Here is a 26153-nt window from a genome sequence, read left to right on the forward strand (position 1 = left end):
TCATAACAAAATTATCTGACAAACCAAGATTTCTAATGTTATCTCATTTGACCAATGACTCGTTGACGGGCATCGATCGCGGGCTGATAATTCGGCTTAATAAAAATTGCCCTTTCATAAGATCTAACCGCTTCTTCGTACCGCCGCAATCCTTCTTCTGCCCTGCCCTTTCCATACCAAGCTTCAAAGGCTTCATCGTTAATTTCTAGGGCTTCGTTAAAAGATTTTATGGCTTCTTCATATTCTTTTAATACAGTTTGTACGTTCCCCAAACCGATCCAAGCGGGTAAATAATCCGGTTTTACTTTAATCGATTCTTGATAAGATTCGCGCGCTTTTTCATATTCCTTGTACTGAAAGTACATTTTTCCCATGTCGTTCCAAGTCACAAAATTTTTGCCTTGACCGACTGCAACGGCTTGGTTAAAGTTAGCGATCGCATCATCTTTTTTCCCCAATTTTAGATAAGAATGACCGCGATTGTGCCAAGCTTCAAAAGAGCTTGGATCGATAGAAATCGCTTTCCCATAAGCCTGAATGGAGTCTTGATATCTTTCTAAGCCATCGAGAGCCGATCCCTTACAGATCCAGCCATACACGCTTTCTTTATTAAGTGCGATCGCCGCTTCGCAAGATTGCAGCATGTCATTATACCGTTTCAAAGCGCTTAAGGCAAATGCTTTCTGTATCCAAGCTTTTTCAAAGTTAAGCAAAGCACCAGACAAAGGAGGCGGATTTTGCAAGCCATCCTCATAATAGTTAATCGCCGATAGATAATCTTGGGAACGCAATTTTAGATCGGCTTGTCGGAACAGAAATGCGGTTTGGGTGACTTGGATGACATAAACCAGGAAAAATAAGAAACCGCCAATCCCTCCCGGAATAAGTATCATTCCAATTAGCGACCTTACCCAAGGCGGTCTAGTCGATACACTAATTCGATTGTTGGTATTAGTTTTATTTAGTTTAGGTCTGAGGTTTCTGCCGATTTTTTTAAGATCTTTTAAAATTTCGGCGGCTGATTGATAGCGAGCAGCTAAATCGATACATATCATCTTATTCAAGATTTTTGCCAACCTGGGATCGATTTGTACGCCTTCTTGCCAGATGATTTCGCCCGTTTGGGGATTGGTATCAAACTGGTCTGGATAGATGCCCGTTAGCGCTTGAATTGCCGTCATTCCTAAAGCATAAATATCGCTACCAAATGCGGGTCTACCTGCCATTTGTTCGGGAGGCATATAGCCTTCCGTTCCTATCGGTTGAGTAGAACTACCAAAACCGCTTTTTTCAGAGGTGGCGCTGACGATTTCTTTAACCACGCCAAAATCGATTAGCACGATTTTGTCATCCGAACGCCGTCGAATTAAATTAGAAGGCTTAATATCGCGGTGGATCACGCGATTTTTATGAATAAAGTCTAAGATTTCCGATACATCTTGCAGCAAAGCAATAACTTTGTCTTCACTCCACCGCTTGCCCGGTAAGATCTCGTGACCGAGATCCTTGCCGTCAATAAAAGCTTGAACGAGATAAAATTCCTCGTCTTCCTCAAAATGATCCAACAGTTTTGGAATTTGAGGATGATCGCCCAATTTTTCTAAAACTGTCAGTTCGGTCGAGAAACGACGTTCTGCTTCTTGAACGATAATTGCATCCGTAGTTCCTTGGGACTTAAGTTGTTTGATGACGCAGGGCGATTGATATTTGCGCCACAAATTTTCGGCTACATAAGTATAACTCCAACGCCCTCCGCCCAAAAAGCCAACGATCTTGTAGCGTCCTCCGACCGTTTGTCCGATTTTCAACAAGGGTTCTAGGTCGCGCAGAACCTCAGCAACAGAATGATAGCGTTCCGAATATTTGGGACGGATCATTTTGTTGAGAATAGCTGCTAGCTTCGGACTGACGGAGACGTGCTTATCCCAGTTGGTCAGATCGCCCGTTTCCGTGTCTTCTAACTCCATCGGCGACTGACCTGTTAAAGCGTAGATAGCCGTTCTTCCCAAAGCATAGATATCACTGCTAAAAAACGGTCGTCCGTTCTGCTGTTCGGGCGCCATGTAACCCGGTGTTCCGATGACGCTAGTCATCAAGGTTTGCGTCTCGGCGTTAAAGGAGAGGGTTCCGATTTCTTTAACTGCCCCAAAGTCAATTAAAACTATCTTGCCATCAGACTGCCGCCGAATCAGGTTAGAGGGTTTGATATCGCGGTGAATCACTCCCTGCTGATGGACGAAATCTAAGACTTGTAGAACGTCTCTAAGAAATTCAATAACCTGGGTTTCATGAAAGGGTTTACGACAGACTTCTTTTCTGAGTTCTTCTCCGTCAATAAATTCTTGGACTAGGTAGAATTCCTCATTCTCTTCAAAATGTGCTATTAATTGAGGAATTTGATCGTGATTGCCAAGACGACGCAAAACCATCGCCTCTGTTCCGAAGCGCTCTTTTGCGTTCTGCCACAGGGCACGGCTATTAAACCTAGGTTGGAGTTGTTTGACAACACACTTAGGTTTATTAGGCAGTTCCATATCTTTTGCTAGATAGGTCGTACCAAATCCGCCGCTTCCTAATTCGTTTAAGATTTGGTAGCGCCCGCCGATGAGATCTCCGGGATTGGGCATTGTTTATCCTGGATTGAGCCTATTAAATTTTAGCCGAAGTTTCCCCAAACCTTGCTGCCACTATAGGCATTTTATACAATAGCTGTTATTTCGGCAGATTTTGATGAACGATTCTGCTCTTGACTGGCAGCAAATCCACAGGACTTTCCAACAAATTTGGGGCTATGAAGATTTTCGCCCGCCTCAAGCAGAAATTATTCGCGTGCTGTTGGCATCAAAAGATGCTCTGATAATTTTACCTACTGGCGGGGGAAAGTCGATTTGTTTTCAACTGCCAGCTTTGTTGCAAACTGGATTGACTTTGGTCGTTTCTCCCTTGGTAGCGTTGATGGAAAATCAGGTGCAAGACTTGCGATCGCGCCGTCTTCGGGTAGCCTTATTGCATAATGAGTTACCGCGAACTCAACGCAGACAAACCTTACAGGAAATAGAAAGACAACAACTCAGATTGCTTTACCTCTCCCCAGAAACGCTATTAAGTCCGCCCGTCTGGGAAAGATTGTCTCACCCCCTACTAAAAATTAATGGTTTGATTGTCGATGAAGCCCATTGTCTGGTCCAATGGGGAGAAAATTTTCGACCCGCCTATCGCCGCTTAGGTGCGGTGCGACCTGCCTTACTTAAGTCTAAACCGTCTGGGACAAAAATTGCGATCGCGGCGTTTACGGCAACAGCAGACTTAACTTCTCAGAAAATTATTAACGAAACGCTACAACTGAGGCAACCCGAATGCTTTCTAACCAGTCCTTACAGAAACAACCTCAATCTTCAAGTCAAGATCGTCTGGACTCCGAAATGCCGCCGCGAGCGACTGTTAAAATTTGTACGAGGGAAAGAGAAACAGGCGGGATTAATTTATGTCCGTACCCGCCGAGATAGCGAAGCTTTAGCCCAATGGCTAAACTCGTTAAACTACCCAACTGCGGCTTATCATGCGGGATTGAGTCCCCAAGAACGACGCGCGATCGAAACGAGTTGGCTGAGGGGAAATAGGCTATTTGTGGTTTGTACTAGCGCTTTTGGCATGGGGATCGATAAACCCGACGTGCGTTGGGTCATTCATTTTCAACCTCCTCTATTGCTTTCAGAATACCTACAAGAAGTCGGTCGAGGCGGACGGAACGGACAAGCGACGGATGCGCTAACTTTGATAAGCGAACCGACAGGATGGTTAGATCCCCAAGATAAACAGCGCGATCGCTATTTTTTATGGCGATCGCAACAGCAATATCGACAAGCGCAACAAATTGTTAAAAAAATCCCCAATCGGGGAACAATAGACGCGATCGCGCGACAGTTTCCAGAGGGAGAAATCGCCCTTTCACTGCTGCATGGTGCGGGTCGATTAGAATGGTTAGACCCCTTTCACTATCAGCTAAATCCGAGTCAATCTTCCTCTTTTCCCGCCCGATCTCATCTTCAGCGACAGTCGCAATCGTTGATGAGGCAATATCTGACGACGCGCAGGTGTCGCTGGCAGTTTTTACTCAATGCTTTTGGGTTTACCACACAGGCAAGTGGATTTCGCTGCGGTCATTGCGATAATTGTTGTTAGTTAGTAGTTAGTTATTCGACTACCAACTGCTAACCACTAACTAACGTCCCATTTTTTTATCTTTGTCTTGACGGCGGCGATCGCGCCACTCTAGGGTAGTCAAGTAGAGGATGCCGCCGCTAACCAAGACTAATAAAACCAGCGCGAATAAGAAGAGTAAATTGAGAATAGAAGTTGTTTCCACCGTACTAGAAACCGTTACGACCCCAAACAACCATAGCAATTGACCAAGTGAATAGTACTAGAACAGTCACCCAACCTAATGCCAAAATATCCATGTTTGTATCTGTCTTTTTAAACAACTGCATAAATCAATACACAAATTATGATACTTCCATTCGGTCGTCTTTTGGAGGGGTAATTGGTGACAGTCTCAGCGGCAGAACGAATCGAATCCTGTAAAGCGGGAGGATTAGGCGCGATCGCTTTTGCGTTTGCCTATTTTATCGCCGCGCTAGTTAATAGCCTGGTTTTAGCCGTCCGAGTCGAAAGTCTCGCTCAACTGCAAGTTTCTGTTGGGGTAGAGTTGGCGGTAAAGGTGGCGATCGCGCTTTTGAGCGGTTTTCTATTTGGCGTTACCTATCGCTATATCATTCGCAGCGATGGCAATTCCCATCTCAAAGACGGAGCGGTTCTTGCTTTTGGGTTAGTGCGAGGATTAGCATCAATAGAAACATCCGACTATTTGGTTCTAGGCGTTTGGTTGCCCACTGCCTTAGGAGTTGAGAGTGTTTTTTGTTTTGCCATTGCTCGTCTCGTTCTCGATCTCGCTCTGTCTTGCGGTTGGATCGAACCTTTTCATTAGCGATCGGGAATTCGATTTTGGAGCGGGGATTAGCAGTCTCTTAACGAGCCGATCGGAGTTAGGATCGTAAAATGAGTAAGATTCGCGTTGCTTTGATTGAAGACGACGAACTGACGCAGATAGGGCTGAAAACTGCCCTAAAACAGCGCGATGATATAGAATGGGTTGGCGAAGCAGTCAATGGAAGCGAAGGACTTCAATTATTGCAGAGGCTCCAACCGGATATTGCTATTGTTGATATAGGACTGCCAGATATCAATGGGATCGAACTGACCAAGCAGTTTAAACAATCTCTCTCAGCCGACGAGGAAGCCCCAACCAAAATCTTAATTTTGACCTTGCGCGACAGCGAAGACGAAGTGCTAGCGGCTTTTGCGGCTGGTGCAGATTCTTATTGCATGAAGGATACGAGGACGGAGTTATTGCTAGAGGCAATAAAAGCGACTGGGGAAGGAAATTCTTGGATCGATCCGGCGATCGCTCGCATCGTTTTGTCTCAAGCGAAGAAGGCTAAAATCGTTTCTCAAGGCAGCCAAATTTCTACAACCGACCCTCTAACCGACCGAGAATTAGAAGTCTTGCAACTGATCGTCGATGGATACAGCAATGCTGAAATTGCCCAAAGGCTCTTTATTACCCTTGGTACTGTCAAAACTCACGTTCGCAAAATTTTGGCGAAATTAAGTGCCGACGATCGCACTCAAGCTGCCGTTCGCGCTCTCCGTTCGGGTTTAGTTGGTTAAATTAGTTCCCACCAGAGACAGGAGTGTCAATAAGGCAACCAATCTGATTCGATAGCGATAACTTCAAACCCGCCCGTACAGTTTCTATTGACAAAACGAGAATGATGTGCAGATATTATTCGAAATAAAAACGGTTCGTCAAAATGTGAAAACTATCTTAAGATTAACAAATAATAGAACTGACTTTCTTAAACAACGTAAGTAGCTAACAAATCAAAATAGAATAGGAGGACATCTATGGCGCTCGTACCGATGCGGCTGCTTTTGGATCACGCGGCTGAAAATGGATACGGTATTCCAGCTTACAACGTTAACAACATGGAGCAGATTCAAGCAATCATGAAAGCTGCCCATGAGACCGATAGCCCGGTAATTTTACAAGCTTCTCGCGGCGCTCGCTCCTATGCTGGAGAAAACTTTCTGCGCCATCTGATTTTAGCTGCTGTAGAAACCTATCCCCATATTCCCATTGTCATGCACCAAGACCATGGCAACGAACCAGCGACTTGCTACTCAGCTATTCGTAACGGTTTCACCAGCGTCATGATGGATGGCTCTTTGGAAGCCGATGCTAAAACTCCCGCTAGCTATGAGTACAACGTCAACGTCACTCGCGAAGTCGTGAAAGTTGCTCACTCGATCGGTGTCAGCGTAGAAGGCGAACTCGGTTGCTTGGGTTCTCTAGAAACTGGTATGGGTGACAAAGAAGACGGTCACGGTTTTGAAGGGAAACTCTCTCACGACCAACTGCTCACCGATCCCGATCAAGCGGTTGACTTCGTAGAGCAAACTCAAGTTGATGCTCTTGCTGTTGCGATCGGTACCAGCCACGGTGCTTACAAATTCTCTCGCAAGCCGACGGGTGAAATTCTAGCAATCAGCCGCATTGAAGAAATTCACAGCCGCTTGCCCAATACTCACTTGGTAATGCACGGTTCCTCCTCCGTACCCCAAGACCTAATCGACCTGATCAACCAGTACGGCGGCGCTATCCCCGAAACCTACGGCGTACCCATTGAAGAAATTCAAAAAGGAATCAAGAGCGGCGTTCGCAAGGTCAATATCGACACCGACAACCGCTTGGCAATTACTGCTGCGGTTCGCGAAGCACTGGCAAAAGCTCCTAAAGAGTTTGACCCCCGTCACTTCCTCAAGCCTTCTATTAAATATATGCAGAAGGTTTGTGCGGAACGTTATCAAGCGTTCGGTACTGCTGGCAACGCTAGCAAGATTAAGCAGATGACTCTTGATGAGTATGCAGCTAAGTATGCTAAGGGCGAGTTGGCTGCTTCTATCAAAAAAGCTGTAGGTGTTTGAGCATAACAATTATTTCTTGCTTAAGCCAATAATTTGAAGAACTGGGTAGTTAGGAAAAACTACCCAGATTTTTTATCAAAAAATTGATGGGCGGGCAACACGCCATGTAGATTGACAACGTTGCCGATAACAGCGATCGCGGGAGCTGCAAACCCAGTTTCTTCAACTTTTTGGGCGATTGTCCCTAACGTACCGACTAACGTTTCTCGGTCAGGTCGGGTGCCCCAACGGATGAGGGCAACTGGCGTATCTAAACTTCGCCCGGCAGCCGCTAACTGTGCGACGATCTTGGTTAAGTTGTGAATTCCCATATAGATGACGATTGTTTCCGAACCGCGAGCGATCGCGTCCCAGTTAATTTGGGGACGATATTTTTCATAGGCTTCGTGTCCGGTAACGAAAGTGACTGAAGAACTGTAATTGCGATGGGTCAGCGGAATTCCCTCATAGGCAGGGGCAGCGATGCCAGAAGTGACTCCAGGAATGACTTCTACTGGAACTCCTGCCTTGACCAAATCTTCTATTTCTTCGCCGCCGCGACCGAAGATAAACGGGTCGCCCCCTTTCAAACGCACGACGACGGCATTATTTTGGGCTTTCTCTATCAACAATTGGGTTGTTTCTTGCTGCAAAAGCGAGTGACGACCGCGCCGCTTTCCGGCATCGATTTTTTCGGCGTAGGGATTGACGATCGCTAAAATTTCTGGACTGACGAGTGCGTCGTAGATGACGACATCGGCATGTTCTAATAGAACTTTTCCTTTGAGGGTGAGCAATCCCGGATCTCCCGGTCCCGCACCAACTAAATAGACTTTACCCAGACATTGCGATCGATTCATATTTAGCAAGGAAGTTTGAAAAAAATCTGTTTGGCGGGGCAGCGTTGCTATTTCTAAATCGCTACTTTCAAGCTTAGAAAAGCTTGCCAAGGTAACCAGTAGTTATTGATACCAAATCCCTTTGGCGATGAAATTAGTGCATTAAATCTATGCCATTCGAGTTTAGTAAGATTTAATACCAAGCAGAAAAGTCTTGACTAAATTGCGCTAATGAGAGAAGTTTAATGTCTTGGCGATCGCGAATAGATTCTCTTGTTTGCTGGGTGTTATATCCCCAATCTGCTAAATATAATTTTGCTTTTTGTAGATCGGATTGCTGGCGAACTAATTCAAGCGCTTCTAAGCGATCTTCTACGAACCAAAGATTGACAGGACTAGCTGAATTGATTTCAAGTAATTGTCGTAGGATTTCGTATTTGGGACATTTGTATTCTTTGCCCAAAATTGTCTTTTCTGGTAAGTCTATTCCCTGTTGCTGCAATAATTTTTTAACGAAACGACTTTCTTTAGTCGTAACGATATAGAACTTTATTGAAGAATCAAGTATGCAGGCAATTCTATCGATAACTCCGGGATAAAAACGATGCAGGGCTAACCAGCCTTCTAAATCTGATTCGATCCATTCATCTCGAATTCTATCGAGTTTTTGACTGACTTCTTTGGGATCGAGTCGCTCGGATTCGAGAATTTTTCGCGCAATAATTGACCAATTTGGGAAAATTTTCTCTTCAGAAAATCCTAAAATTAATGCTCGTAATAAAATTGGCATTTCCCAACCCGTTTCGATAACCGGACGCAGACGATAAAATCTAGGAGCCAAATCCTCGTTTATCGTTTGTTTCTCTGAAGTCCAAATTTGATGATAAGTTCGTTTTGTCGTTTGAAAATATTCAACTAACCCATCGCAGATAACGCCGTCAAAATCTAGCGCGAGAATAGTTGGGACATGGTTGGACATAATAAGCGCGATCGAAAAGACAACATACAAAAGTTTAGAATATTTATCTAGCGACAATTGTCTAATTACTAGAAAAACAACATGGCAAGAATGACATCAGTCGCCCATTTCGTAGCTATTAGCGATCTCTCCAAACCCTTAACCTCTCAAGAAGGCATCCTCATCGAAGTAGCGGCAAAAGGAGGAGATACCCCAAAAAATCGAGCCAAAGCTTTAGAAATTGCCCGGCAAATGTGGGAAAAAGGCGAAATAGCAGCCGACGAATTTCCCGACGGATTAACTCAGGACAATATTGTTTACGTTCCGCCGGATAGCTCTCACTTAAGGGAAACTAAAATTCTACCAAATTCTCGCCAATTGCCTCCCATCGTTCAAGGAGCACAAGAGATTATCGAACTCGTCAAGCTGCAACTAGCCGTTCAACAGATAGCCCAGGAAGCCGAACCCTACTTCCCGATAATCCTCTCGGTACTCGAGAGAACGCGACCTCTAACAACGGAGGAGCAAGAGTTGGTTCAAGACAAGCGATTTGCCAAAACCTTAGAAAAACTGGCAACGATCATCGCCGAGCAAGAAAACTATCGAGAAAATTGTGCTGGCTATGGGAAACTTATTCTCAATGCCCTTGCTTGGCAATTGAACAAAGGAGTGAAAGAACCAACTCAGACTAAGAAAAAGGTTAGGCAAAGGAAACCCGCATCAAAAAGATCGGCTCCTAGAGGCTCGAAGGGGACTTAAAATTTTACCAAACTCAAGTTTAAGGTAGGTCAGTACTGCCCATGAGGTAGAGGTCGCACTCGCGGGCGGCACCGCGACCTTCGTTGAAAGCCCAAACGACAAGGCTCTGACCGCGACGGCAGTCACCAGCGGCAAAGACACCGGGGATACTGGTGGCATATTTACCGTAGTCGGCTTTTACGTTGCTACGCGCATCGCAATCGAGTCCCAGAGCATCGAGTAACGGTTGTTCGGGACCGAGAAAGCCCATGGCAAGCAGGACGAGCTGTGCGGGCAAGATTTTTTCGGTGCCGGGGATGGGTTGGGGAACGAACTGCCCTTTGTCATTTTTTTCCCACTGTATCTGTACGGTATGGACGGCTTTAACATGTCCGGTTTCATCGCCTTCAAACTTCGTCGCCGTGGTGAGATAGACGCGCGGGTCGCCGCCGAACTTAGCAGCGGCTTCCTCCTGTCCGTAGTCCATCCGATAAATTTTGGGCCATTCGGGCCAAGGATTGTCTGCTGCTCGTTCCGACGGGGGTTTGGGCAGGATTTCGAGTTGCGCGAGGCTCTTGCAACGGTGGCGAATGGAAGTGCCAACGCAGTCGGTGCCCGTGTCGCCGCCGCCGATAATGACCACATCCTTGCCTTCGGCACAAATGAAGCTGCCGTTCTTGTGTCTGTCTAGAATTGCTTTGGTGTTTTCAGTCAGGAAATCCATTGCAAAGTGGATGCCCTTCAACTGCCGTCCTTCGATAGGGAGGTCGCGCGGTCTGGTAGCGCCAGTACAGAGAATAACGGCATCGAATTCCTTAAGCAGATTTTCGGCGGGCAGGTCTTTGCCGACCTCGGTGTTGCAGACGAACTTCACCCCTTCTTCTTCGAGGACTTTGAGGCGGCGCAAGACGACTTTCTCCTTGTCCAGCTTCATGTTGGGGATGCCGTACATGAGCAGTCCGCCCGGACGGTCGGCGCGTTCGAATACAGTCACCCAATGACCTGCCGTATTGAGCTGGGCGGCGGCGCACAGACCCGCAGGACCGGAACCGACGACGGCGACTTTTTTGCCCGTGCGCTTAGTCGGCGGAATCGGTTCGATCCAGCCCTCATCCCAGCCTTTTTCGACGATCGAGTATTCGATATTCTTGATCGTGACGGGCGGATTGTTGATGCCGAGCACGCACGAGCCTTCGCACGGTGCCGGACAGACGCGCCCGGTGAATTCGGGGAAGTTGTTGGTTTTATGCAGGCGATCGAGCGCTTCGCGCCAGAGTCCGCGATAAACGAGGTCGTTCCATTCGGGAATTAGATTATTAATCGGGCATCCGCTCGCCATACCGTTGATGACCGTGCCAGTGTGACAAAACGGCGTGCCGCAGTCCATACAGCGCGCGCCTTGTTGGCGAAGTTTCTCCTCCGGCATGGGCAGGTGGAATTCATCCCAGTTGCGAATGCGATCGCTCGGCGAGATTTCTAATGCGACTTCGCGGAGATATTCGATAAAGCCTGTTGGTTTTCCCATAGTGTTCTCTCAAGCAATTTTAATTTTAGAGTTAGGATTTTGGACTGTGTGGGGGACGTTAGACGTTAGTGTAAAAAACAATGATGAGGAGATCGGACTCAAATAGGTAAATAGGCAATGCGGTTAACCCAGTTTTCTGCTTCCGATGTCTGCCATATTTTGATTAGACTATTTATCGCTTCGCCAATTGACAAGCTTTGTAAGACAATAATCACACTAGGACTGGTTTGAGTGACAACAAATTCAGCAAAGTATCTTGGCATGGTTCTCTGGTCGTGTGAAACGAGGACTCTACTTTCTCGTGCTACAAAGGTCAGGACTTCTAAATCGCTTAAGCCACTTAAATTTGCTACGTTTGATGTCTGGAAATCAACTGTTGGCTCGCGCCTGAGAATGCCCGTCACGATCGCTTGGTTAAGATCTGAGTCTGCTTGGAAGCGAATTTTCATGACGAACTGTTTTGAATGCCGTACAGCTTTTGATAGAGCAACGCATTGTTTTCTCTAGCTTGCTGTCTTAGCGTTTCAAAAAGTTGCTGTCCTTTAGATAAATAAGCATCAATGGTTGGGCGATTGGCGAGATAAAAAGCGATCGCGCCATAAACTTCTTCTAGTGTCAGTACGGGGAATGACTGAACGATACTTTCAGGCGATTGTCCCGCTAGAAAAGCATAGACGATTGAATCTAGAGAAACGCGCTTTCCGATAATGCGGTAGCACCCCTCCTGTTCTTCTATGTATTGTTTTGCTTTTAGAATTGATGGACTCATCGTTTTGGCAATTACCTCCTGCTATCCCTAATTTAATCTTGTATGCGCTAGTGGGCGATCGCGCGGCGAAATTTCCGATAATCCTTCGCGAAAAAATTTAATAAAGCTAGTTGGTTTTCCCATAGTTGTTTTTAATCTAAATTTGTGTCGATGTTGTAAACTTCAATTGCTACGAGCAATCCCAGTTATAAAGAACCTTGGAGAAATCAAGCTCCCTCAAAGCAGACTCTTTAATCCAAAAATTACAGACACCTATATCCCCCATTGAATATTAATTGAGTTAGATTGATAAAAGTCGGAATCAATTTGTAATAACAGAATGTATTGCTCTTCTTCAGTTAAAAATTCTCTTGGATCGTCTTGAGAAAAGTGGGGATAACCTCCAAGTCTGTGCCCTTGTCCAAATTTTCTCCTATATTCAAGCCAAAGGTAATTATTTTCTTTAAATACATCCCAAATTTCTGTTCCTATTAATTCTTCAAATTTGTAATCGCAATCCGAAATAGGAGCATACTTTAATTTAAAAGTTAAAGCAAAACAATCTTCTCTATGAGGTTTGATAGTTGCCTCAAGTTTAGCTCTAAATCTTTCTAAACCAGGAGGAAGATCGATGCTCGTCATTTCTGTTTATAAAATTTATCAAGCTCGTTTTATTGCTAGAAGTTCTAACAAGAGGTTGAAGCCTCTTGTTAGTCATTTTTGGGGTAGAATTCGTCGCTGACTTTTAACTGCCACCGATACGCGCAACGTCGCGGGCGTTTTCTTCAAAGGCTGCCGCAAGCGCGTCGTCGCCGCTCAAACCAGAGGCAAGCGCATTCTTAATTGCCTGCAACACGCGCTTGTAGTCCCTCGGCATCACTTTGACGAACTTCGGCACCATTTCCTCCCAGTGCGCGAGGACTTTGAGTGCCTTCTGGCTCTTAGTGTAGTCGGCGTGCTTCTGAATCATCTGGTAAACGGTGTCGATGTCCTCAGCATCGAGGGTTTCGAGATCTACCATCTGCTGGTTGCAGCGCGTTGCGAAGTCGCCTTGCTCGTCGAGGATATAGGCTACGCCGCCACTCATGCCCGCTGCGAAGTTGCGTCCGGTCGCGCCAAGCACGACGACTTTGCCACCAGTCATATATTCGCAGCCGTGATCGCCGACACCTTCGACGACCGCGCTTACCCCGGAGTTGCGAACGCAGAAGCGCTCGCCTGCCACCCCACAGATATAAGCCTCGCCGCTCGTCGCGCCGTAAAAAGTAACGTTGCCGATGATGATGTTTTCCTGTGGCACAAATGTAGAATCTGCTGGCGGATAAACGATGATTTTACCGCCGCTGAGACCCTTACCCAGGTAGTCGTTCGCATCGCCTTCGAGTTCGAGGGTAACGCCCTTGGGCACAAACGCGCCGAAGCTTTGACCCGCGCTGCCTCGGAAATGGAGGTGTACGGTGTCCTCTGGCAGTCCGTCCCAGTGGCGTTTGGTAATTTCGTTGCCGAGGATCGTGCCGACGACGCGGTTGACGTTCTTAATCGGCAGCTTAGCTTTGACGGGTTCGCCTCTTTCAATTGCGCTCTTGCACAGATCCAGCAGCACGGTCATGTCGAGTGATTTCTCCAGTCCGGGATCCTGTGGGATCTGACAGTAGCGACCGACTTCCGAACCAACTTCCGGCTGATAGAGGATCTTCGAGAAGTCCAAGCCCTTTGCTTTCCAATGATCGACGGCTTTCTTCGGCTCCAGCACGTCGGTGCGACCGATCATTTCATTCATGGTGCGGAAACCTAGCTGTGCCATGATTTCCCGGACTTCCTGAGCGATGAACTTCATGAAGTTCACCGTATATTCGGGATCGCCAGTGAATTTTTCGCGCAGTCGGGGATCTTGCGTGGCAATGCCGACCGGACAGGTATTGAGATGGCACACGCGCATCATGATACAGCCCAACGTGACCAGCGGCGCGGTAGAAAAACCGAATTCCTCAGCACCCAATAGGGCTGCGATCGCTACGTCGCGACCCGTCTTCATCTGTCCGTCGGTCTCGACAACGATGCGGCTGCGGAGGTTGTTAAGCACTAGCGTCTGGTGGGTCTCGGCGACACCCAGTTCCCAAGGCAGCCCTGCATGTTTGATAGAAGTTTGTGGCGACGCACCCGTGCCCCCGTCGAAGCCGGAGATCAATACTACATCGGCATGTGCTTTGGCAACCCCGGCGGCGATCGTACCAACGCCGACCTCGGACACCAGCTTGACGCTGATACGGGCTTCGCGATTGGCATTCTTCAAGTCGTGGATCAACTCGGCGAGGTCTTCGATCGAGTAGATGTCGTGATGCGGCGGTGGCGAGATCAGACCGACTCCTGGGGTCGAGTGGCGCACCTTAGCGATCCACGGATACACTTTACGTCCGGGCAACTGCCCGCCTTCGCCAGGTTTCGCGCCCTGCGCCATCTTGATCTGGATTTCTTTCGCCTGGGACAGATACAAACTCGTAACGCCGAAGCGACCGGAGGCAACCTGTTTGATCGCGCTGTTCTTCGAGTCGCCGCGCTCGTTCGTCCAGGTGTAGCGTTCGGGGTCTTCGCCGCCTTCGCCCGTATTGGATTTGCCGCCGATGCGGTTCATTGCGATCGCGAGCGATTCGTGTGCCTCTTTCGAGATCGATCCATAGCTCATCGCGCCCGTTTTAAAGCGCTTCATAATTGCCTCGATCGGCTCGACTTCCTCGATCGCCACTGGCTCGCGCGACTTGAATTCCAGCAGTCCGCGCAGCGTAAAGTATTTCTGATTTTGTTCGTTGACGAGCGCCGCATATTGCTTGTAAAGTTCGTAATTGCCCTCGCGTACTGCCCGTTGCAGCGCGTGGATGGTCTGCGGGCTAAACAGGTGTGCCTCGCCATCTTTGCGCCATTGATATTCGCCGCCGACATCGAGGGTATGACCGTTAACCGCGCGATCTGGGAACGCATGGCGATGCCGCAAAATCGCTTCTTTGGCAATGACTTCGAGATCTGCCCCTTCGATGCGCGATGCAGTCCAGGTGAAGTATTTGTCAACGACCGAATGATTCAGTCCGATCGCCTCGAAAATCTGTGCGCCGCGATAGCTTTGAATGGTGGAAATACCAATCTTCGAGGCGACCTTGATAACCCCCTTGGTCGCCGCTTTGATGTAGTTCTTATAGGCTGTTTCGCGATCGATGCCGAGCAGCGATCCCTGGCGAATCATCGCCTCGATCGTCTCGAAGGCGAGATAGGGATTGATGGCACAACATCCATAGCCGATTAGAACGGCAAAATGATGCACCTCGCGCGGTTCGCCCGACTCAAGGACGAGTCCGACTCGCGTGCGCGTGCCCGCGCGGATTAGGTGGTGATGCAGTCCCGAAACGGCAAGCAATGCAGGGATAGGAGCTTTATCTCGGTTAACGCCGCGATCGCTGAGGATGATGATATTCGCGCCAGCGGCGATCGCGCGATCGGCTTGAGTACAAATCTCGTCCATCGTCGTTTCGAGTCCTTTCGCGCCTTCCTTGGGATCGAACAGAATCGAAACGACGACGGATTTAAAATTGCCCTCGGCTACGTGCTTGAGCTTCGCCAGTTCTTCGTTTTTGAGGATCGGCGTTTTTAGCTTGATGAGATGGCAACTTTCTGGTTCTGGTTCGAGCAAGTTGCGCTCGGAACCGATTGTCGTCTCTGCCGAGGTGACGATCTCTTCGCGGATGGAGTCGATCGGTGGGTTGGTTACCTGGGCAAACAACTGCTGGAAGTAATCGTAAAGGAGTTTGGGGCGATCCGAGAGAACCGACAGCGGCGTATCTGCGCCCATCGCGCCGACCGCCTCAACGCCATCGCGTGCCATCGGAGTCAGCAGCAGGCGCAGTTCCTCGAAGGTGTAACCGAAAGCCATTTGACGTTGTAGTAAAGGCAAGTTTTCAAACCCGTCTCTACTCTCCGGCGCGTCTTTCAGCTTGGCGAGTTCGACCATATATTTGTCGAGCCACTCGCGATAGGGATGCTCGGTGGCAATTTTATTTTTCAGCTCCTCGTCGGCGACGATGCGACCTTCTTCCATATTCACCAGGAACATCCGACCGGGTTGCAGGCGACCTTTCAAGGCTACTCGTTCGGGTTCGATCGGCAATACACCCGCCTCCGATGCCATAATGACGAGATCGTCTTTGGTGACGTAGTAGCGCGACGGACGCAGACCGTTGCGATCGAGTACCGCGCCGATCGCCGTACCGTCGGTAAACGCGACCGATGCGGGCCCATCCCAGGGTTCCATCAAGCACGAGTGATATTCATAGAACGCCTTTTTCTCGTCGCTCATCGACTCGTGCGCCGTCCACGGTTCGGGGATCGCCATCATCATCGCGTGGGGAAGCGATCGCCCTGAGAGTACCATCAGTTCGAGAGCATTGTCGAAAATGCCGGAGTCGCTACCGTCGGGATTGACGATTGGCTGAGCTTTCTTGAGATCGTCGCCGAACAACTTTGATTGAAGGAGCGACTGCCGTGCGTGCATCCAGTTAATGTTGCCCCGCAGGGTGTTGATTTCGCCGTTGTGCGCGATGTAGCGATAGGGGTGCGATCGCTCCCAGCTTGGGAAGGTATTCGTGCTGAAGCGCGAATGTACTAACGCCAACGCGCTCTCCAGATCCGGATCGCGCAGGTCGGGATAATACTGCCCCACCTGCACTGGCATCAGCATTCCTTTGTAAACGATCGTGCGGCGCGAGAGACTGGATGGATACCAGTATGGATCTATCTGCGGCACGCGGATTTCGGTGTGCGCTCGCTTGCGGATAATATAGAGTTTCCGCTCGAAAGCTAGATCCTCAGCGAGATCCGGAGCGCGTTTAATAAAGACTTGCTGCACGAACGGTTCGCTCGATTTTGCCGTGTTGCCCAGCGACGAGTTGTCCGTCGGCACGTCGCGCCACCCCAGAACCTGCTGACCTTCTTGGGCTACGATTTTTTCAAACAGCCGCCGACTCTCTTCGCGCGTGGTGCGATCGGGCGAAGCGTAAACCATCCCAACCCCATACTGCCCCGCTTCTGGTAGCGCGATGTTTGCCGCTGCTGCCACCTTCTTTAGAAACTTGTGCGGCACCTGGATCAAAATGCCCGCTCCATCGCCCGTGTTCGTCTCAGCACCGCACGCGCCGCGATGTTCGAGGTTTACAAGAATAGTTAGACCCTGCTCGACGATCTCGTGCGACTTCTTGCCCTTCATGTGTACGATGAAGCCGACGCCGCAAGCGTCGTGTTCGAATCGTGGATCGTATAAGCCCTGTTTTAGTGGCAGTTTGTTGCTGTTCATTATTGACGATCTCAATGCGGCAAGGGGATTATCATCTAGAGGGTGCGAAGCGCTTAACTCTAGCTAATCTCGATTCTCTAACAAGGAGAGCTTGTGGGTTTGAGTTCTTAAGGAAATTATCAGATCTCGCGCCTCAAATCTTGGCTCTTTTCAGTCTCTCGAACCGTTTCTGGCGATTATGGCTTTTCGATCGCAAAAGTAATGTTTCTTTACATCTCCCTCTACAGCCCATCTATCTTTTGAGGGTTTTCGGCACTCGTACTGCTAGCAGGATTGCTCTTGCTGCCATGAAAGCGGACATTGCCAACCACAATAGAGAACTGCTGTGGAATCGCCATGCTGCGATCGCGATCGGAGCAAAACCAACTAAAGTAGCAGCCAGTGCCGTGTTTCGTAGCGTAGCTCCCTCAGCCAATCCCAGAAAATAACCGTCTAGCACAAACGCGATCGCGCCAAATCCTAGCACGGGTAAGAGCCAGAAAACATCGCGATTGAGACTGTCGAGAACTTCGGCGTGGTTAGTCAGCAATCCAAATAACGAGTCGGGAAAGAAGGCGAATGATAGCGCTAAAGTCAGTCCCACCAGCAAGCTAGTCTCGCCAGCCATGCGCAATAGAGGAAGAAGGCGATCGCTATCTCGTTGACCTGTTAAAATTCCTGTTAGGCTTTCGGTTGCATAGGCAAGCCCATCGATCGCGTAGACTACCAACGTGATGACCTGCAAGAGCAACGCATTTTCGGCTAGTACTATCGTTCCCATTGCCGAACTGAGATTGGTAAAAAGCGAGAAGGTAGAAAGAAAAGCTAGAGTCCGAATAAAGATATCGCCATTGAGCTTGAAAGATTCTTTCACAGCAGAGGCAGCCAGAATTTTTCCCGCGAGCGAGCGAATTTCCTGCCAGCGAACTTCTCGACCAACTAAAATCATCCCCGCCAGACACATCAAATACTGGCTTATTGCCGTAGCTAAACCCGCTCCCACGCTTTCCCACCCGCAGCGGACAATTAAAATGTAGTCGAGCAAAATATTGGCTCCATTGCCAACGATAGATAGCCACAAAACCTTGCCACTTTGCTCGCGTCCCAAAAACCAACCAACTAGGACGAAATTGAGAAGGGTGGCAGGCGCACCCCAAATTCGGGCATCATAATAAGCTTGCCCCGATGCTTTCACCTCTGGGGCGGCACTCAGTAGGGCAAATCCAAGGATGCGCGCGGGAGCATGTAAAATTAAAATTATAATGCCCAATACTAGAGCGATTAGACCGCTTCGCAAACCAATGGTCAAAACCGCCTCTCGATCTTTTTGTCCTACTGCTTGAGCCGTCACGCCAGTAGTACTCATGCGCAAAAAACCCAAGGTTCGGTAGAGATAGTTGAATAAAATGGTAGACAGCATAACTCCAGCCAGATGGCGGATTTCTGATAAGTGACCTAGGAAGGCGACACTGAGAAAACCCGCTAAGGGCACCATTAAATTAGAAAGAATATTGATAAATGCCAGTCGAAAGAAGCGTGAAAGAATGCCGTCTCGTTCGAGGGCAAACAGTAGTAGGCTTCGGTCGATCCATTGGGCTTGATTTTGATGAGAGGGATGCATACACTTAGAGCCACAATTGCTCTAATTTTGATGAGAGCGATCGCGCTTCTATCTTAGCCCAGTCCAGCGCGATCGCTTCCCCTATGTAAAATGTTTGCTGTTATATCGATTATCATTATCAAAAATGAGTGAGACTCAGACTATGGTTGTAGCAGAGACTTCTAACACCGTCCCAGTTACTGTACTGACGGGTTATCTCGGTGCAGGAAAAACTACCCTTCTCAACCGTATCCTCACTTACGAACACGGAAAAAAAGTTGCCGTCATCGTCAACGAGTTTGGAGAAGTGGGAATTGACAACCAACTCGTCATAGATGCCGATGAAGAAATCTTTGAAATGAATAATGGTTGCATCTGCTGCACCGTTCGCGGAGACTTAATCCGTATCATTGGCAACTTAATGAAGCGGCGCAACAAATTCGACCATCTAGTCATCGAAACCACCGGACTAGCAGATCCCGCACCCGTGATTCAAACTTTCTTTGTCGATAAAGATATGCGCGAGCAAATACTCTTAGATGCAGTAGTGACGGTCATCGATGCCAAGCATATCCACCAGCATTGGGACGCAGACGAGGCGCAGGAACAGATTGCCTTTGCCGATGTAGTTCTGCTCAACAAAACCGATTTAGTTACCCCAGCAGAACTCGAAGAGTTAGAGCGGCGCATTAGTGCTATGAATGCAATGGCGAAGATTCATCGCACCCAAAACGCCGAAGTTAAAATGGACGCATTGTTGGGAGTTAAAGCATTCGATCTCAACCGCGCTTTAGAAATTGACCCTAACTTCTTGGGGGAAGACGCACACGAACACGATGCAACCGTTACTTCTGTAGCTATTGTCGAGTCTGGTGCAGTCGATGGATACAAGTTGAATGGATTGGAGAACTCTTGCGGACAAAAGGCGTTGATATTTTCCGTATGAAGGGAATTTTAAATTTCAATGGAGAAGATCGGAGGTTTGTTTTTCAAGGCTTACATATGCTCTTTGATGGCAAACCAGATCGTCGTTGGAAACCAACAGAAACCCGCAAAAATGAATTAGTCTTTATCGGTCGCAATCTAGACAAAGCCGAACTCAAAGGAAAATTTCGCGCATGTCTAGTTTAAGAATAACGAGTAAACCTTTATTCGATCGACGATGGCAGGGGATGCTGTCGGAGTATATTATATCCGTAGCGTGGTCGCCCGATAGTATCCTAGCTGCCAGTTCTGCCGCCGGAGAAGTTGCACTGTGGAAAGATGATTCCCTAACGCTGCTATTATCGAGTAGCGATCGCTCTCAATCGATAGATTGTCTCGCTTTTTCCTATGACGGACAGTTCCTCGCGGCGGGGGGACAAGACGGGAAAGTCAGGATTTGGCGGAGCGAAGAGGAAATCGAGTTAATCGCTACTCTAGAAAATGCGCCTAAATGGATCGATAAACTTAGTTGGAGTCCCACCAGCAACTTACTTGCCTTTAGTCTGGGGCGTTACGTGCAAATTTGGGATGCCGAGACGTAAGATATTACAACAACCTTAAATTTTGAGGCTTCTTCTATTTTAGGAATGTCCTGGAGACCGAATGGAGAGCATTTAGCGATCGCGGGGAATCAGGGAGCAAAAGTTTGGGATGCGATCGACTGGGATGAAGACCCCTACATTATAGATATGCCAGCCGCCAGTATCGCGATCGCCTGGTCTAGCGATAGTAAATATCTCGCCTCTGGCAATCTAGACTACACCATCACCGTTTTGGAGTGGAATAGTCCTTTTCCTTGGGTAATGCGAGGGTTTCCTGGCAAGATTCGTAACCTGGCTTGGTCGCGCGCCTCGAATGGCAAGGCGCCCCTGCTAGCTGCTTCTAGCGTTGAAGGCATTGCCGTTTGGAAAAAAGCAGCCAATGAGCAAGAAGGCTGGAAGGCTCATATTTTAGATCTTCATGATGGAGTCGTACAGGATTTAGCCTTTCAACCCAATAGCCTTCTTCTTGCTTCCGCTGGGGATGACAGTTGGCTGTGTCTGTGGCAAAAAGCCAAGCAAGCCAGACAAATATTAGACGATGCAGGGGATGGGTTTTCCTGTTTGGCATGGCATCCTCACGGACAGTTGCTAGCGGCTGGCGGACAGAATGGAGAATTGCTTGTTTGGTCAGAATCGGCTCTCGGTAAGTGATTTGGATAACCCTATTACCCCTTAACCCCACTGCCTGTATCCGTGGGGATAATGTATTGCTGTAGCAACAGAAACAGAAAAAGAACGGGTACGATAGAAATTACCGCACCAGCCGCCGACTGTCGCCAATCCTGATTGCGGGGGTTGGCAATGTAAGAAAGGGCTACAGGTAGCGTCATGGAGTTAGATCCGGGATCGAGAACGATTAGGGGCCATAAAAAATCACTCCAGGAACCAACAAAGACGAAAATTGCGAGTGTTATTAGCGCGGGACGAACGGCGGGTAGCATGACGTGCCACCAGATGCCCAGTTCGGAACTACCATCGAGGCGTGCTGCCTCTTCCAACTCTTTGGGAACGCCTTGAAATGCCTGTCGCAGCAGGAAAATTCCGAAAGCCGTGGCGATGCTGGGAAGAATGACTCCTAGATAAGAATTTTTCAAACCAAGCTGTACCGTAAGAACATACAGAGGAATCATGACAATTTGGAAGGGAATCATAATCGTGGAGACAATCCCCGCAAAAATTAGGTTCCGTCCCCGAAAATCTAGCCTAGCTAAAGGATAGGCAGCTAAAGAACAGAATAGCAGATTTAAACAAACGGTGAGGACGGCAACAATCGAACTATTAAGTAAATAATGTCCAAAAGGGTAATTTTGCCAAACCTGTTGGAAATTTTGGAAGGTTGGCTGGGTGGGAAATAATTTAGGCGGGAAGCCAAATATGTCTTCAGTAGGAGATTTCAGCGACGTGCCCAACAACCACAAAAGTGGAAATAGCATCGCGATCGCGATCGCGATCAGCAATAAATAAAGCCAGATACGGTTCGCTTTTCGAGATTGAAGTTTAGAGAGCATAGAAAATTTCAAAAGCAAGATAGGCTCAGCTAATTAGACGCACGATAGCGCGATTGGGTCTCAAGAACATTTAAAGTCATGTTATTCTATCTAGAATGAGTATTATTCGATCGCTCCAACCAACCCATCGCGGACGATCGCCAAACCTAAAGCTTTGTAAGCAGCTAGCATTTCATCGGGTACTGTCGGTGCGGTCACGAGGTAAGTTAGGGCGCGAATGGACTCCACCACATAGGGAGCGGCGGTATCTAATTTCGCCTCCGTCACCAATCCAACTACCTCCGCTGCGCCAGCAATCATCGCTCGTTTGACGTGCGCCTCGTCCAAGTTCGTTACGCTAATCCCCACTTCTGGATGCAGACTACACACCCCTAACATGCACAAATCTGCCCGAATAGATCGCAATGCCTCAATCGTAGCAGCACCGATGTTTACCAAGGCTTTTTTGTAGAGTTGTCCACCTAACATTACCACTTCAATTAGGGGATGGTCGGCTAAAGCGACGGCAATGGGAGGACTATTGGTTATAACTGTCGCTTGTAGATCCAGCGGTAAATGACGGGCTACCTGGAGGGTTGTCGTGCCGCCATCTAAAATGACTACCTGCCCCGGACAAACCAATTTGGCTGCTACGCGAGCGATCGCTTCTTTTTCTTTGGGTGCTTGCTTTTGGCGATCGGCATAACTCGCGCTCGCTGGAGAAACGAGGAGCGCTCCGCCATGAACGCGCTGCAATAGACCAGATTCTGCCAATTCTCGCAGATCCCGACGAATTGTATCCTCGGAAACTTGTAAAACGGTACTCAGCTCCGATGAAAGCACCTTTTTGTCGCGGCGAAGAATGTTCAAGATGTATTGTCGTCGTTCTGCGGTTAGCATTCTTAATTTGCCTGAAGTTGCGTGTTCGATCTTGAAACTGCACGTTTGTGAGTTTATACTTATTTACGTGCGAGTTTATGCATGTTTATCAGTGCTTGTATATGAATTCAAGCATATTCACGCAAAAATAGGTGTATTAATTTTGACTGCGCTGTTCTAGCCGCTTTCCAATTCACAAGCATTCAGGAAACCAATTATGACTATTGCCAATACTCGCTTTCCCATCGATCTCGGCGCTTATCAACCTCTCAAGCTCGATCCAGCCAATGCCACGCTGACGAGCGAGCAACGAGAGATCCTGAAAGCGAATATTCAACTCTGCCGCGATGCGATCGTCTTTTTTACAGCAACTGGTGCTGCCAGAGGAGTAGGCGGTCACACGGGCGGACCATACGACACCGTGCCAGAAGTAACGATCCTGGATGCTTTCTTCCGGGAGGCATCGGATAAATTTGTGCCGATTTTCTTTGATGAAGCAGGACATCGAGTAGCCACCCAATACCTAATGGCTGTTCTACATAGCAAACTCCCAGCCGAACAGCTTCTCCGCTATCGCGAAGCCGATTCCAAGTTACCAGGACATCCTGAATTGGGACTAACTCCCGGCGTGAAGTTTAGTTCTGGACGGCTGGGGCATATGTGGCCCTACGTCAACGGCGTGGCAATGGCAAATCCAGGCAAGATAGTGTTCTGTCTCGGTTCCGATGGTTCCCAGCAGGAAGGCAACGATGCCGAAGCCGCTCGCTTGGCTGTTGCCCAGCATCTCAACGTCAAGCTGATTATTGACGACAACGATGTCACCATTGCCGGACATCCTTCTAAATACTTACCCGGCTTCAGCGTCGCCAAAACTTTAACAGGTCATGGGTTGAAGGTACTAGAAGGAGACGGAGAAGACTTAGACGATCTCTATAGTCGCCTGTGCGAAGCAGTAAATACTCCCGGCGCGATCGCTCTCATCAACAAACGCCCCATGTGTCCTGGCATTGAAGGGTTAGAAGGCTCCAACCACGGTCACGATGTAATTTCGGTAGAGTTAGCAATTAAATATCTCGGATCGCGCGGACAAACGGCTGCTGTCGAATACCTTAACAGCATTCAGAAACCCAAACAAACCTATACTTTTCTTGGCTCTAGCAACAAATTAGGGGCAAACCGCAACGTGTTTGGAGAAGCGGTGGTTGAAATTTTAAATCGCATGAGCGAAGCCGAGCGCCAGCAAACCGTAAGAGTTATTGATAGCGATCTAGAAGGATCGTGCGGTTTGAAGAAAATTCACGATGCCCATCCCGAAATATTTATTCCCTCTGGCATCATGGAGAGAGGCAACTTCTCGGCCGCTGCCGGGTTTGGCATGGAAAAGGGCAAGCAAGGGATTTTCGCTACTTTCAGCGCCTTCTTAGAAATGTGCATCTCAGAAATCACGATGGCAAGGCTAAATTACTCTAACGTTCTCTGCCATTTTTCCCACGCTGGCATAGATGATATGGCAGATAACACCTGCCACTTCGGTTTAAATAATATGTTCGCCGACAATGGCTTGGATGATGGCTACGAAACGCGGCTGTACTTTCCGGCAGATGCAAATCAGATGAAAGCTTGCGTAGAAGCCGTGTTCTTCGATCCTGGATTGCGGTTTATTTTCTCCACCCGTTCTAAAGTTCCCAATATTCTCGACAGCAAGGGCAACGACTTCTTTGGCAGCGGCTACCAATTTGTTCCCGGTAAAGACGAGGTGATTCGCGAGGGGACACAAGGTTATATCATTAGTTTTGGCGATGCTCTCTACCGTTCCCTCGATGCCGTAGAGCGTCTCAGACAGGAAGGGCTAGATGTAGGGTTAATTAACAAGCCAACCCTAAACGTTGTCGATGAAGAAATGATGGCAAAAATCGGCAATGCTCCCTTTGCCCTTGTGGTAGAATCGTTCAACCGTCGAACGGGATTGGGCAGCCGTTTTGGTTCCTGGCTCTTAGAGCGCGGATTTACTCCCAAATACGCTTATCTTGGCACTTATCGGGAAGGTTGCGGCGGTCTGTGGGAACAATTCCCGCATCAAGGAATCGATCCGGCAAGCATTATGAGTAAGGTGAAGGAATTAGTAAAATAAGCTTAAATTTCAGTTGGTAGGATGCTTTGCCAAGCATCCTACAGAGGAGCGATCGCAATGTTAAAGAAGGCGATCGCGTCTCTAAAGGACAAATCATTGCCCGAATGAATAGCAATTGGGGCAGAAGGCGCGATCGCAATTCATACACTCATAATTTTCTTCGCTGAGAAACCAAAAACAAATTAGGGTGTAACCTTTTTACCGCAAAGGTTATACAACTATTTTTGCCTCCTGACTGGAATGCCAAGTTTCTGAGAACTGTGTATAAAGATATTACAATCCCTGGTTTCTATTGAGAAATTCCGCAGATCGGCGATCCCCTTGTTAGAGTGTGATGGCAGAGTAACTTCTGGTTAATGCTCGGATCTAGGAGACGAAAATACCTATGCTCTACATCCATCAATAGTCTATTGAGTCTCAACTTTAGAGGTTTTGGTTATGAACATTCAGGGAAAGACAGCTCTAGTTACTGGAGCTTCTCGTGGCATTGGGCGAGCGATCGCTTTTGAACTGGCACAGCAAGGAGCAAAACGTCTCTTGTTGCTAGCACGGGACGCGGTGCGGTTAGCTGAAGTTGCCAGGGAAATCGAAGCACTAGGCGTGGAAGTAGTTATCTTGGCGTTGGATCTGACTCAATCGGTAGAGGTGAACATTGGGCTGGCAAGAGCTTGGCGAGATTATGGGCCCATTCATCTACTGATCAACTGTGCTGGAGTGGCACACCAAGCATCCTTTTTACAGTCCCAACTATCCCAGGTGTATCAAGAAATCAACGTTAATTTAATTGGAATGTACACTGTCACCCGTTGTATTGCCCGCCGCATGGCAGCACAAAGAGAAGGAAGAATCGTGAATGTCTCTAGCTTGATGGGCAAGGTAGCAGCACCGACGATGGCGACTTATTCAGCGACGAAGTTTGCCATTTTAGGCTTTACCCAATCCTTACGCGGTGAACTAGCTGCCTACAATATTCGAGTGATAGCTTTGCTGCCATCTTTGACCGATACTGACATGGTGCAGGAATTTCAGCGGTTTCAGTGGGTAGTTCCTATAACTCCCAAGAAAGTAGCTCAGGTACTCGTTGCCGGACTGCATGAGGAATCGTCTGAAATCTTAGTAGGATGGCAGAGCCATTTAGCGGTGTGGTGTAACCGTATTGCTCCAAGGCTGCTGGAGAGGATTTTACTGATGGCTACCCCTATGTCTATTGATAGACAAAAGCACTATCTGTAATAACCAACCAACAGAACAGCGATTTTAAATGGGAGCGAACTGTTGCGATCGCAGAAGCTCAAAAATAGCGAAAATCTAAAATTTTAGGATTTTGAAGCCGTTTTGTTAACTTTTGTAGCAAAAAATTAATCGAAAAAGCCAGAAAAAGT

The 26153-nt window shown here is 48.1% G+C and carries 20 protein-coding genes and 3 pseudogenes; 10 read left to right on the top strand and 13 right to left on the bottom strand.

Going from position 1 to position 26153, the window contains the following annotated elements:
- Positions 1-38: 38 nt before the first annotated feature.
- Positions 39-2627 (bottom strand): protein kinase, encoded by a 2589-nt coding sequence (locus PLE7327_RS22265; RefSeq protein ID WP_015146019.1) that lies wholly within the window; start codon positions 2625-2627, stop codon positions 39-41.
- A 103-nt stretch (positions 2628-2730) separates the two neighbouring features.
- On the opposite strand from PLE7327_RS22265, the gene PLE7327_RS22270 reads away from it, so the two are divergent.
- Complete coding sequence (locus PLE7327_RS22270) at positions 2731-4182, top strand: ATP-dependent DNA helicase RecQ (protein ID WP_015146020.1); 1452 nt, start codon at positions 2731-2733, stop codon at positions 4180-4182.
- A 40-nt stretch (positions 4183-4222) separates the two neighbouring features.
- Here PLE7327_RS22270 and PLE7327_RS25050 read toward each other — a convergent pair whose 3' ends face one another.
- Complete coding sequence (locus PLE7327_RS25050) at positions 4223-4396, bottom strand: hypothetical protein (RefSeq protein ID WP_186005404.1); 174 nt, start codon at positions 4394-4396, stop codon at positions 4223-4225.
- On the bottom strand, positions 4371-4460 hold the full coding sequence (gene petN, locus PLE7327_RS23835) for a cytochrome b6-f complex subunit PetN (RefSeq protein WP_015146021.1): 90 nt from the start codon (positions 4458-4460) through the stop codon (positions 4371-4373). The genes PLE7327_RS25050 and petN overlap by 26 nt, the downstream gene beginning before the upstream one ends.
- An 86-nt stretch (positions 4461-4546) precedes the next feature.
- Between petN and PLE7327_RS22275 the strand changes: the two genes are divergently transcribed.
- The 3 genes from PLE7327_RS22275 (at position 4547) to fba (ending at position 7047) form a co-directional block, all read left to right on the top strand.
- Positions 4547-4987 carry a hypothetical protein gene (locus PLE7327_RS22275; protein WP_015146022.1) on the top strand — a complete coding sequence of 147 codons (441 nt, stop codon included), beginning with the start codon at positions 4547-4549 and terminating at the stop codon, positions 4985-4987.
- Between the two features lie 71 nt (positions 4988-5058).
- Positions 5059-5730, top strand: a complete 672-nt coding sequence (locus tag PLE7327_RS22280; protein ID WP_015146023.1) for a response regulator transcription factor — start codon at positions 5059-5061, stop codon at positions 5728-5730.
- A 237-nt stretch (positions 5731-5967) separates the two neighbouring features.
- Positions 5968-7047 (top strand): class II fructose-bisphosphate aldolase, encoded by a 1080-nt coding sequence (gene fba, locus PLE7327_RS22285; RefSeq protein WP_015146024.1) that lies wholly within the window; start codon positions 5968-5970, stop codon positions 7045-7047.
- 59 nt (positions 7048-7106) lie between these two features.
- Here fba and cobA read toward each other — a convergent pair whose 3' ends face one another.
- Positions 7107-7886: a uroporphyrinogen-III C-methyltransferase gene (gene cobA / locus PLE7327_RS22290; protein ID WP_015146025.1), complete on the bottom strand. Its 780-nt coding sequence runs from the start codon at positions 7884-7886 to the stop codon at positions 7107-7109.
- Positions 7887-8058: 172 nt separating this feature from the next.
- Positions 8059-8844 carry an HAD family hydrolase gene (locus PLE7327_RS22295; RefSeq protein ID WP_015146026.1) on the bottom strand — a complete coding sequence of 262 codons (786 nt, stop codon included), beginning with the start codon at positions 8842-8844 and terminating at the stop codon, positions 8059-8061.
- Between the two features lie 81 nt (positions 8845-8925).
- Between PLE7327_RS22295 and PLE7327_RS22300 the strand changes: the two genes are divergently transcribed.
- A complete protein-coding gene (locus PLE7327_RS22300; protein ID WP_015146027.1) occupies positions 8926-9582 on the top strand; it encodes a hypothetical protein in 657 nt (218 codons plus the stop codon).
- A 19-nt stretch (positions 9583-9601) separates the two neighbouring features.
- Here PLE7327_RS22300 and gltD read toward each other — a convergent pair whose 3' ends face one another.
- The 6 genes and pseudogenes from gltD to gntT all read right to left on the bottom strand — a co-directional run bounded on the left by gltD (position 9602) and on the right by gntT (position 18769).
- On the bottom strand, positions 9602-11086 hold the full coding sequence (gltD, locus tag PLE7327_RS22305; protein WP_015146028.1) for a glutamate synthase small subunit: 1485 nt from the start codon (positions 11084-11086) through the stop codon (positions 9602-9604).
- Positions 11087-11184: 98 nt separating this feature from the next.
- Complete coding sequence (locus tag PLE7327_RS22310) at positions 11185-11535, bottom strand: DUF5615 family PIN-like protein (protein ID WP_015146029.1); 351 nt, start codon at positions 11533-11535, stop codon at positions 11185-11187.
- On the bottom strand, positions 11532-11855 hold the full coding sequence (locus PLE7327_RS22315; protein WP_015146030.1) for a DUF433 domain-containing protein: 324 nt from the start codon (positions 11853-11855) through the stop codon (positions 11532-11534). The genes PLE7327_RS22310 and PLE7327_RS22315 overlap by 4 nt, the downstream gene beginning before the upstream one ends.
- 169 nt (positions 11856-12024) lie before the next feature.
- Positions 12025-12476, bottom strand: a pseudogene (locus PLE7327_RS22320) (DUF1963 domain-containing protein).
- Between the two features lie 103 nt (positions 12477-12579).
- Positions 12580-17169: a glutamate synthase large subunit gene (gltB, locus tag PLE7327_RS22325; protein WP_015146031.1), complete on the bottom strand. Its 4590-nt coding sequence runs from the start codon at positions 17167-17169 to the stop codon at positions 12580-12582.
- Between the two features lie 232 nt (positions 17170-17401).
- The gene (gntT, locus tag PLE7327_RS22330; protein ID WP_015146033.1) at positions 17402-18769 is read right to left on the bottom strand and encodes a guanitoxin biosynthesis MATE family efflux transporter GntT; all 1368 of its coding nucleotides are present in this window, start codon (positions 18767-18769) and stop codon (positions 17402-17404) included.
- A 142-nt stretch (positions 18770-18911) separates the two neighbouring features.
- Here gntT and PLE7327_RS22335 point away from each other — a divergent pair.
- Both PLE7327_RS22335 and PLE7327_RS26805 read left to right on the top strand, forming a co-directional pair.
- Positions 18912-19879: pseudogene (locus PLE7327_RS22335) on the top strand (GTP-binding protein).
- Positions 19867-20925, top strand: a pseudogene (locus tag PLE7327_RS26805) (WD40 repeat domain-containing protein). Before PLE7327_RS22335 ends, PLE7327_RS26805 begins: the two co-directional pseudogenes overlap by 13 nt.
- 14 nt (positions 20926-20939) lie before the next feature.
- On the opposite strand, the gene PLE7327_RS22345 reads toward PLE7327_RS26805, so the two are convergent.
- Positions 20940-21782 carry a carbohydrate ABC transporter permease gene (locus tag PLE7327_RS22345; RefSeq protein WP_015146034.1) on the bottom strand — a complete coding sequence of 281 codons (843 nt, stop codon included), beginning with the start codon at positions 21780-21782 and terminating at the stop codon, positions 20940-20942.
- A 102-nt stretch (positions 21783-21884) separates the two neighbouring features.
- Positions 21885-22661 carry a DeoR/GlpR family DNA-binding transcription regulator gene (locus tag PLE7327_RS22350; protein WP_015146035.1) on the bottom strand — a complete coding sequence of 259 codons (777 nt, stop codon included), beginning with the start codon at positions 22659-22661 and terminating at the stop codon, positions 21885-21887.
- Between the two features lie 196 nt (positions 22662-22857).
- Here PLE7327_RS22350 and PLE7327_RS22355 point away from each other — a divergent pair, with 196 nt between their 5' ends.
- The 3 genes from PLE7327_RS22355 (at position 22858) to PLE7327_RS22360 (ending at position 26004) form a co-directional block, all read left to right on the top strand.
- Positions 22858-24771, top strand: a complete 1914-nt coding sequence (locus tag PLE7327_RS22355) for a transketolase C-terminal domain-containing protein (RefSeq protein WP_015146036.1) — start codon at positions 22858-22860, stop codon at positions 24769-24771.
- Positions 24772-24797: 26 nt separating this feature from the next.
- On the top strand, positions 24798-24938 hold the full coding sequence (locus PLE7327_RS24625) for a biotin/lipoyl-binding protein (RefSeq protein WP_144266161.1): 141 nt from the start codon (positions 24798-24800) through the stop codon (positions 24936-24938).
- Positions 24939-25209: 271 nt separating this feature from the next.
- Positions 25210-26004: an SDR family oxidoreductase gene (locus PLE7327_RS22360; protein ID WP_015146037.1), complete on the top strand. Its 795-nt coding sequence runs from the start codon at positions 25210-25212 to the stop codon at positions 26002-26004.
- Positions 26005-26153 lie beyond the last annotated feature (149 nt).

This window comes from Pleurocapsa sp. PCC 7327 (assembly GCF_000317025.1).
GTDB lineage: Bacteria > Cyanobacteriota > Cyanobacteriia > Cyanobacteriales > Microcystaceae > Hydrococcus.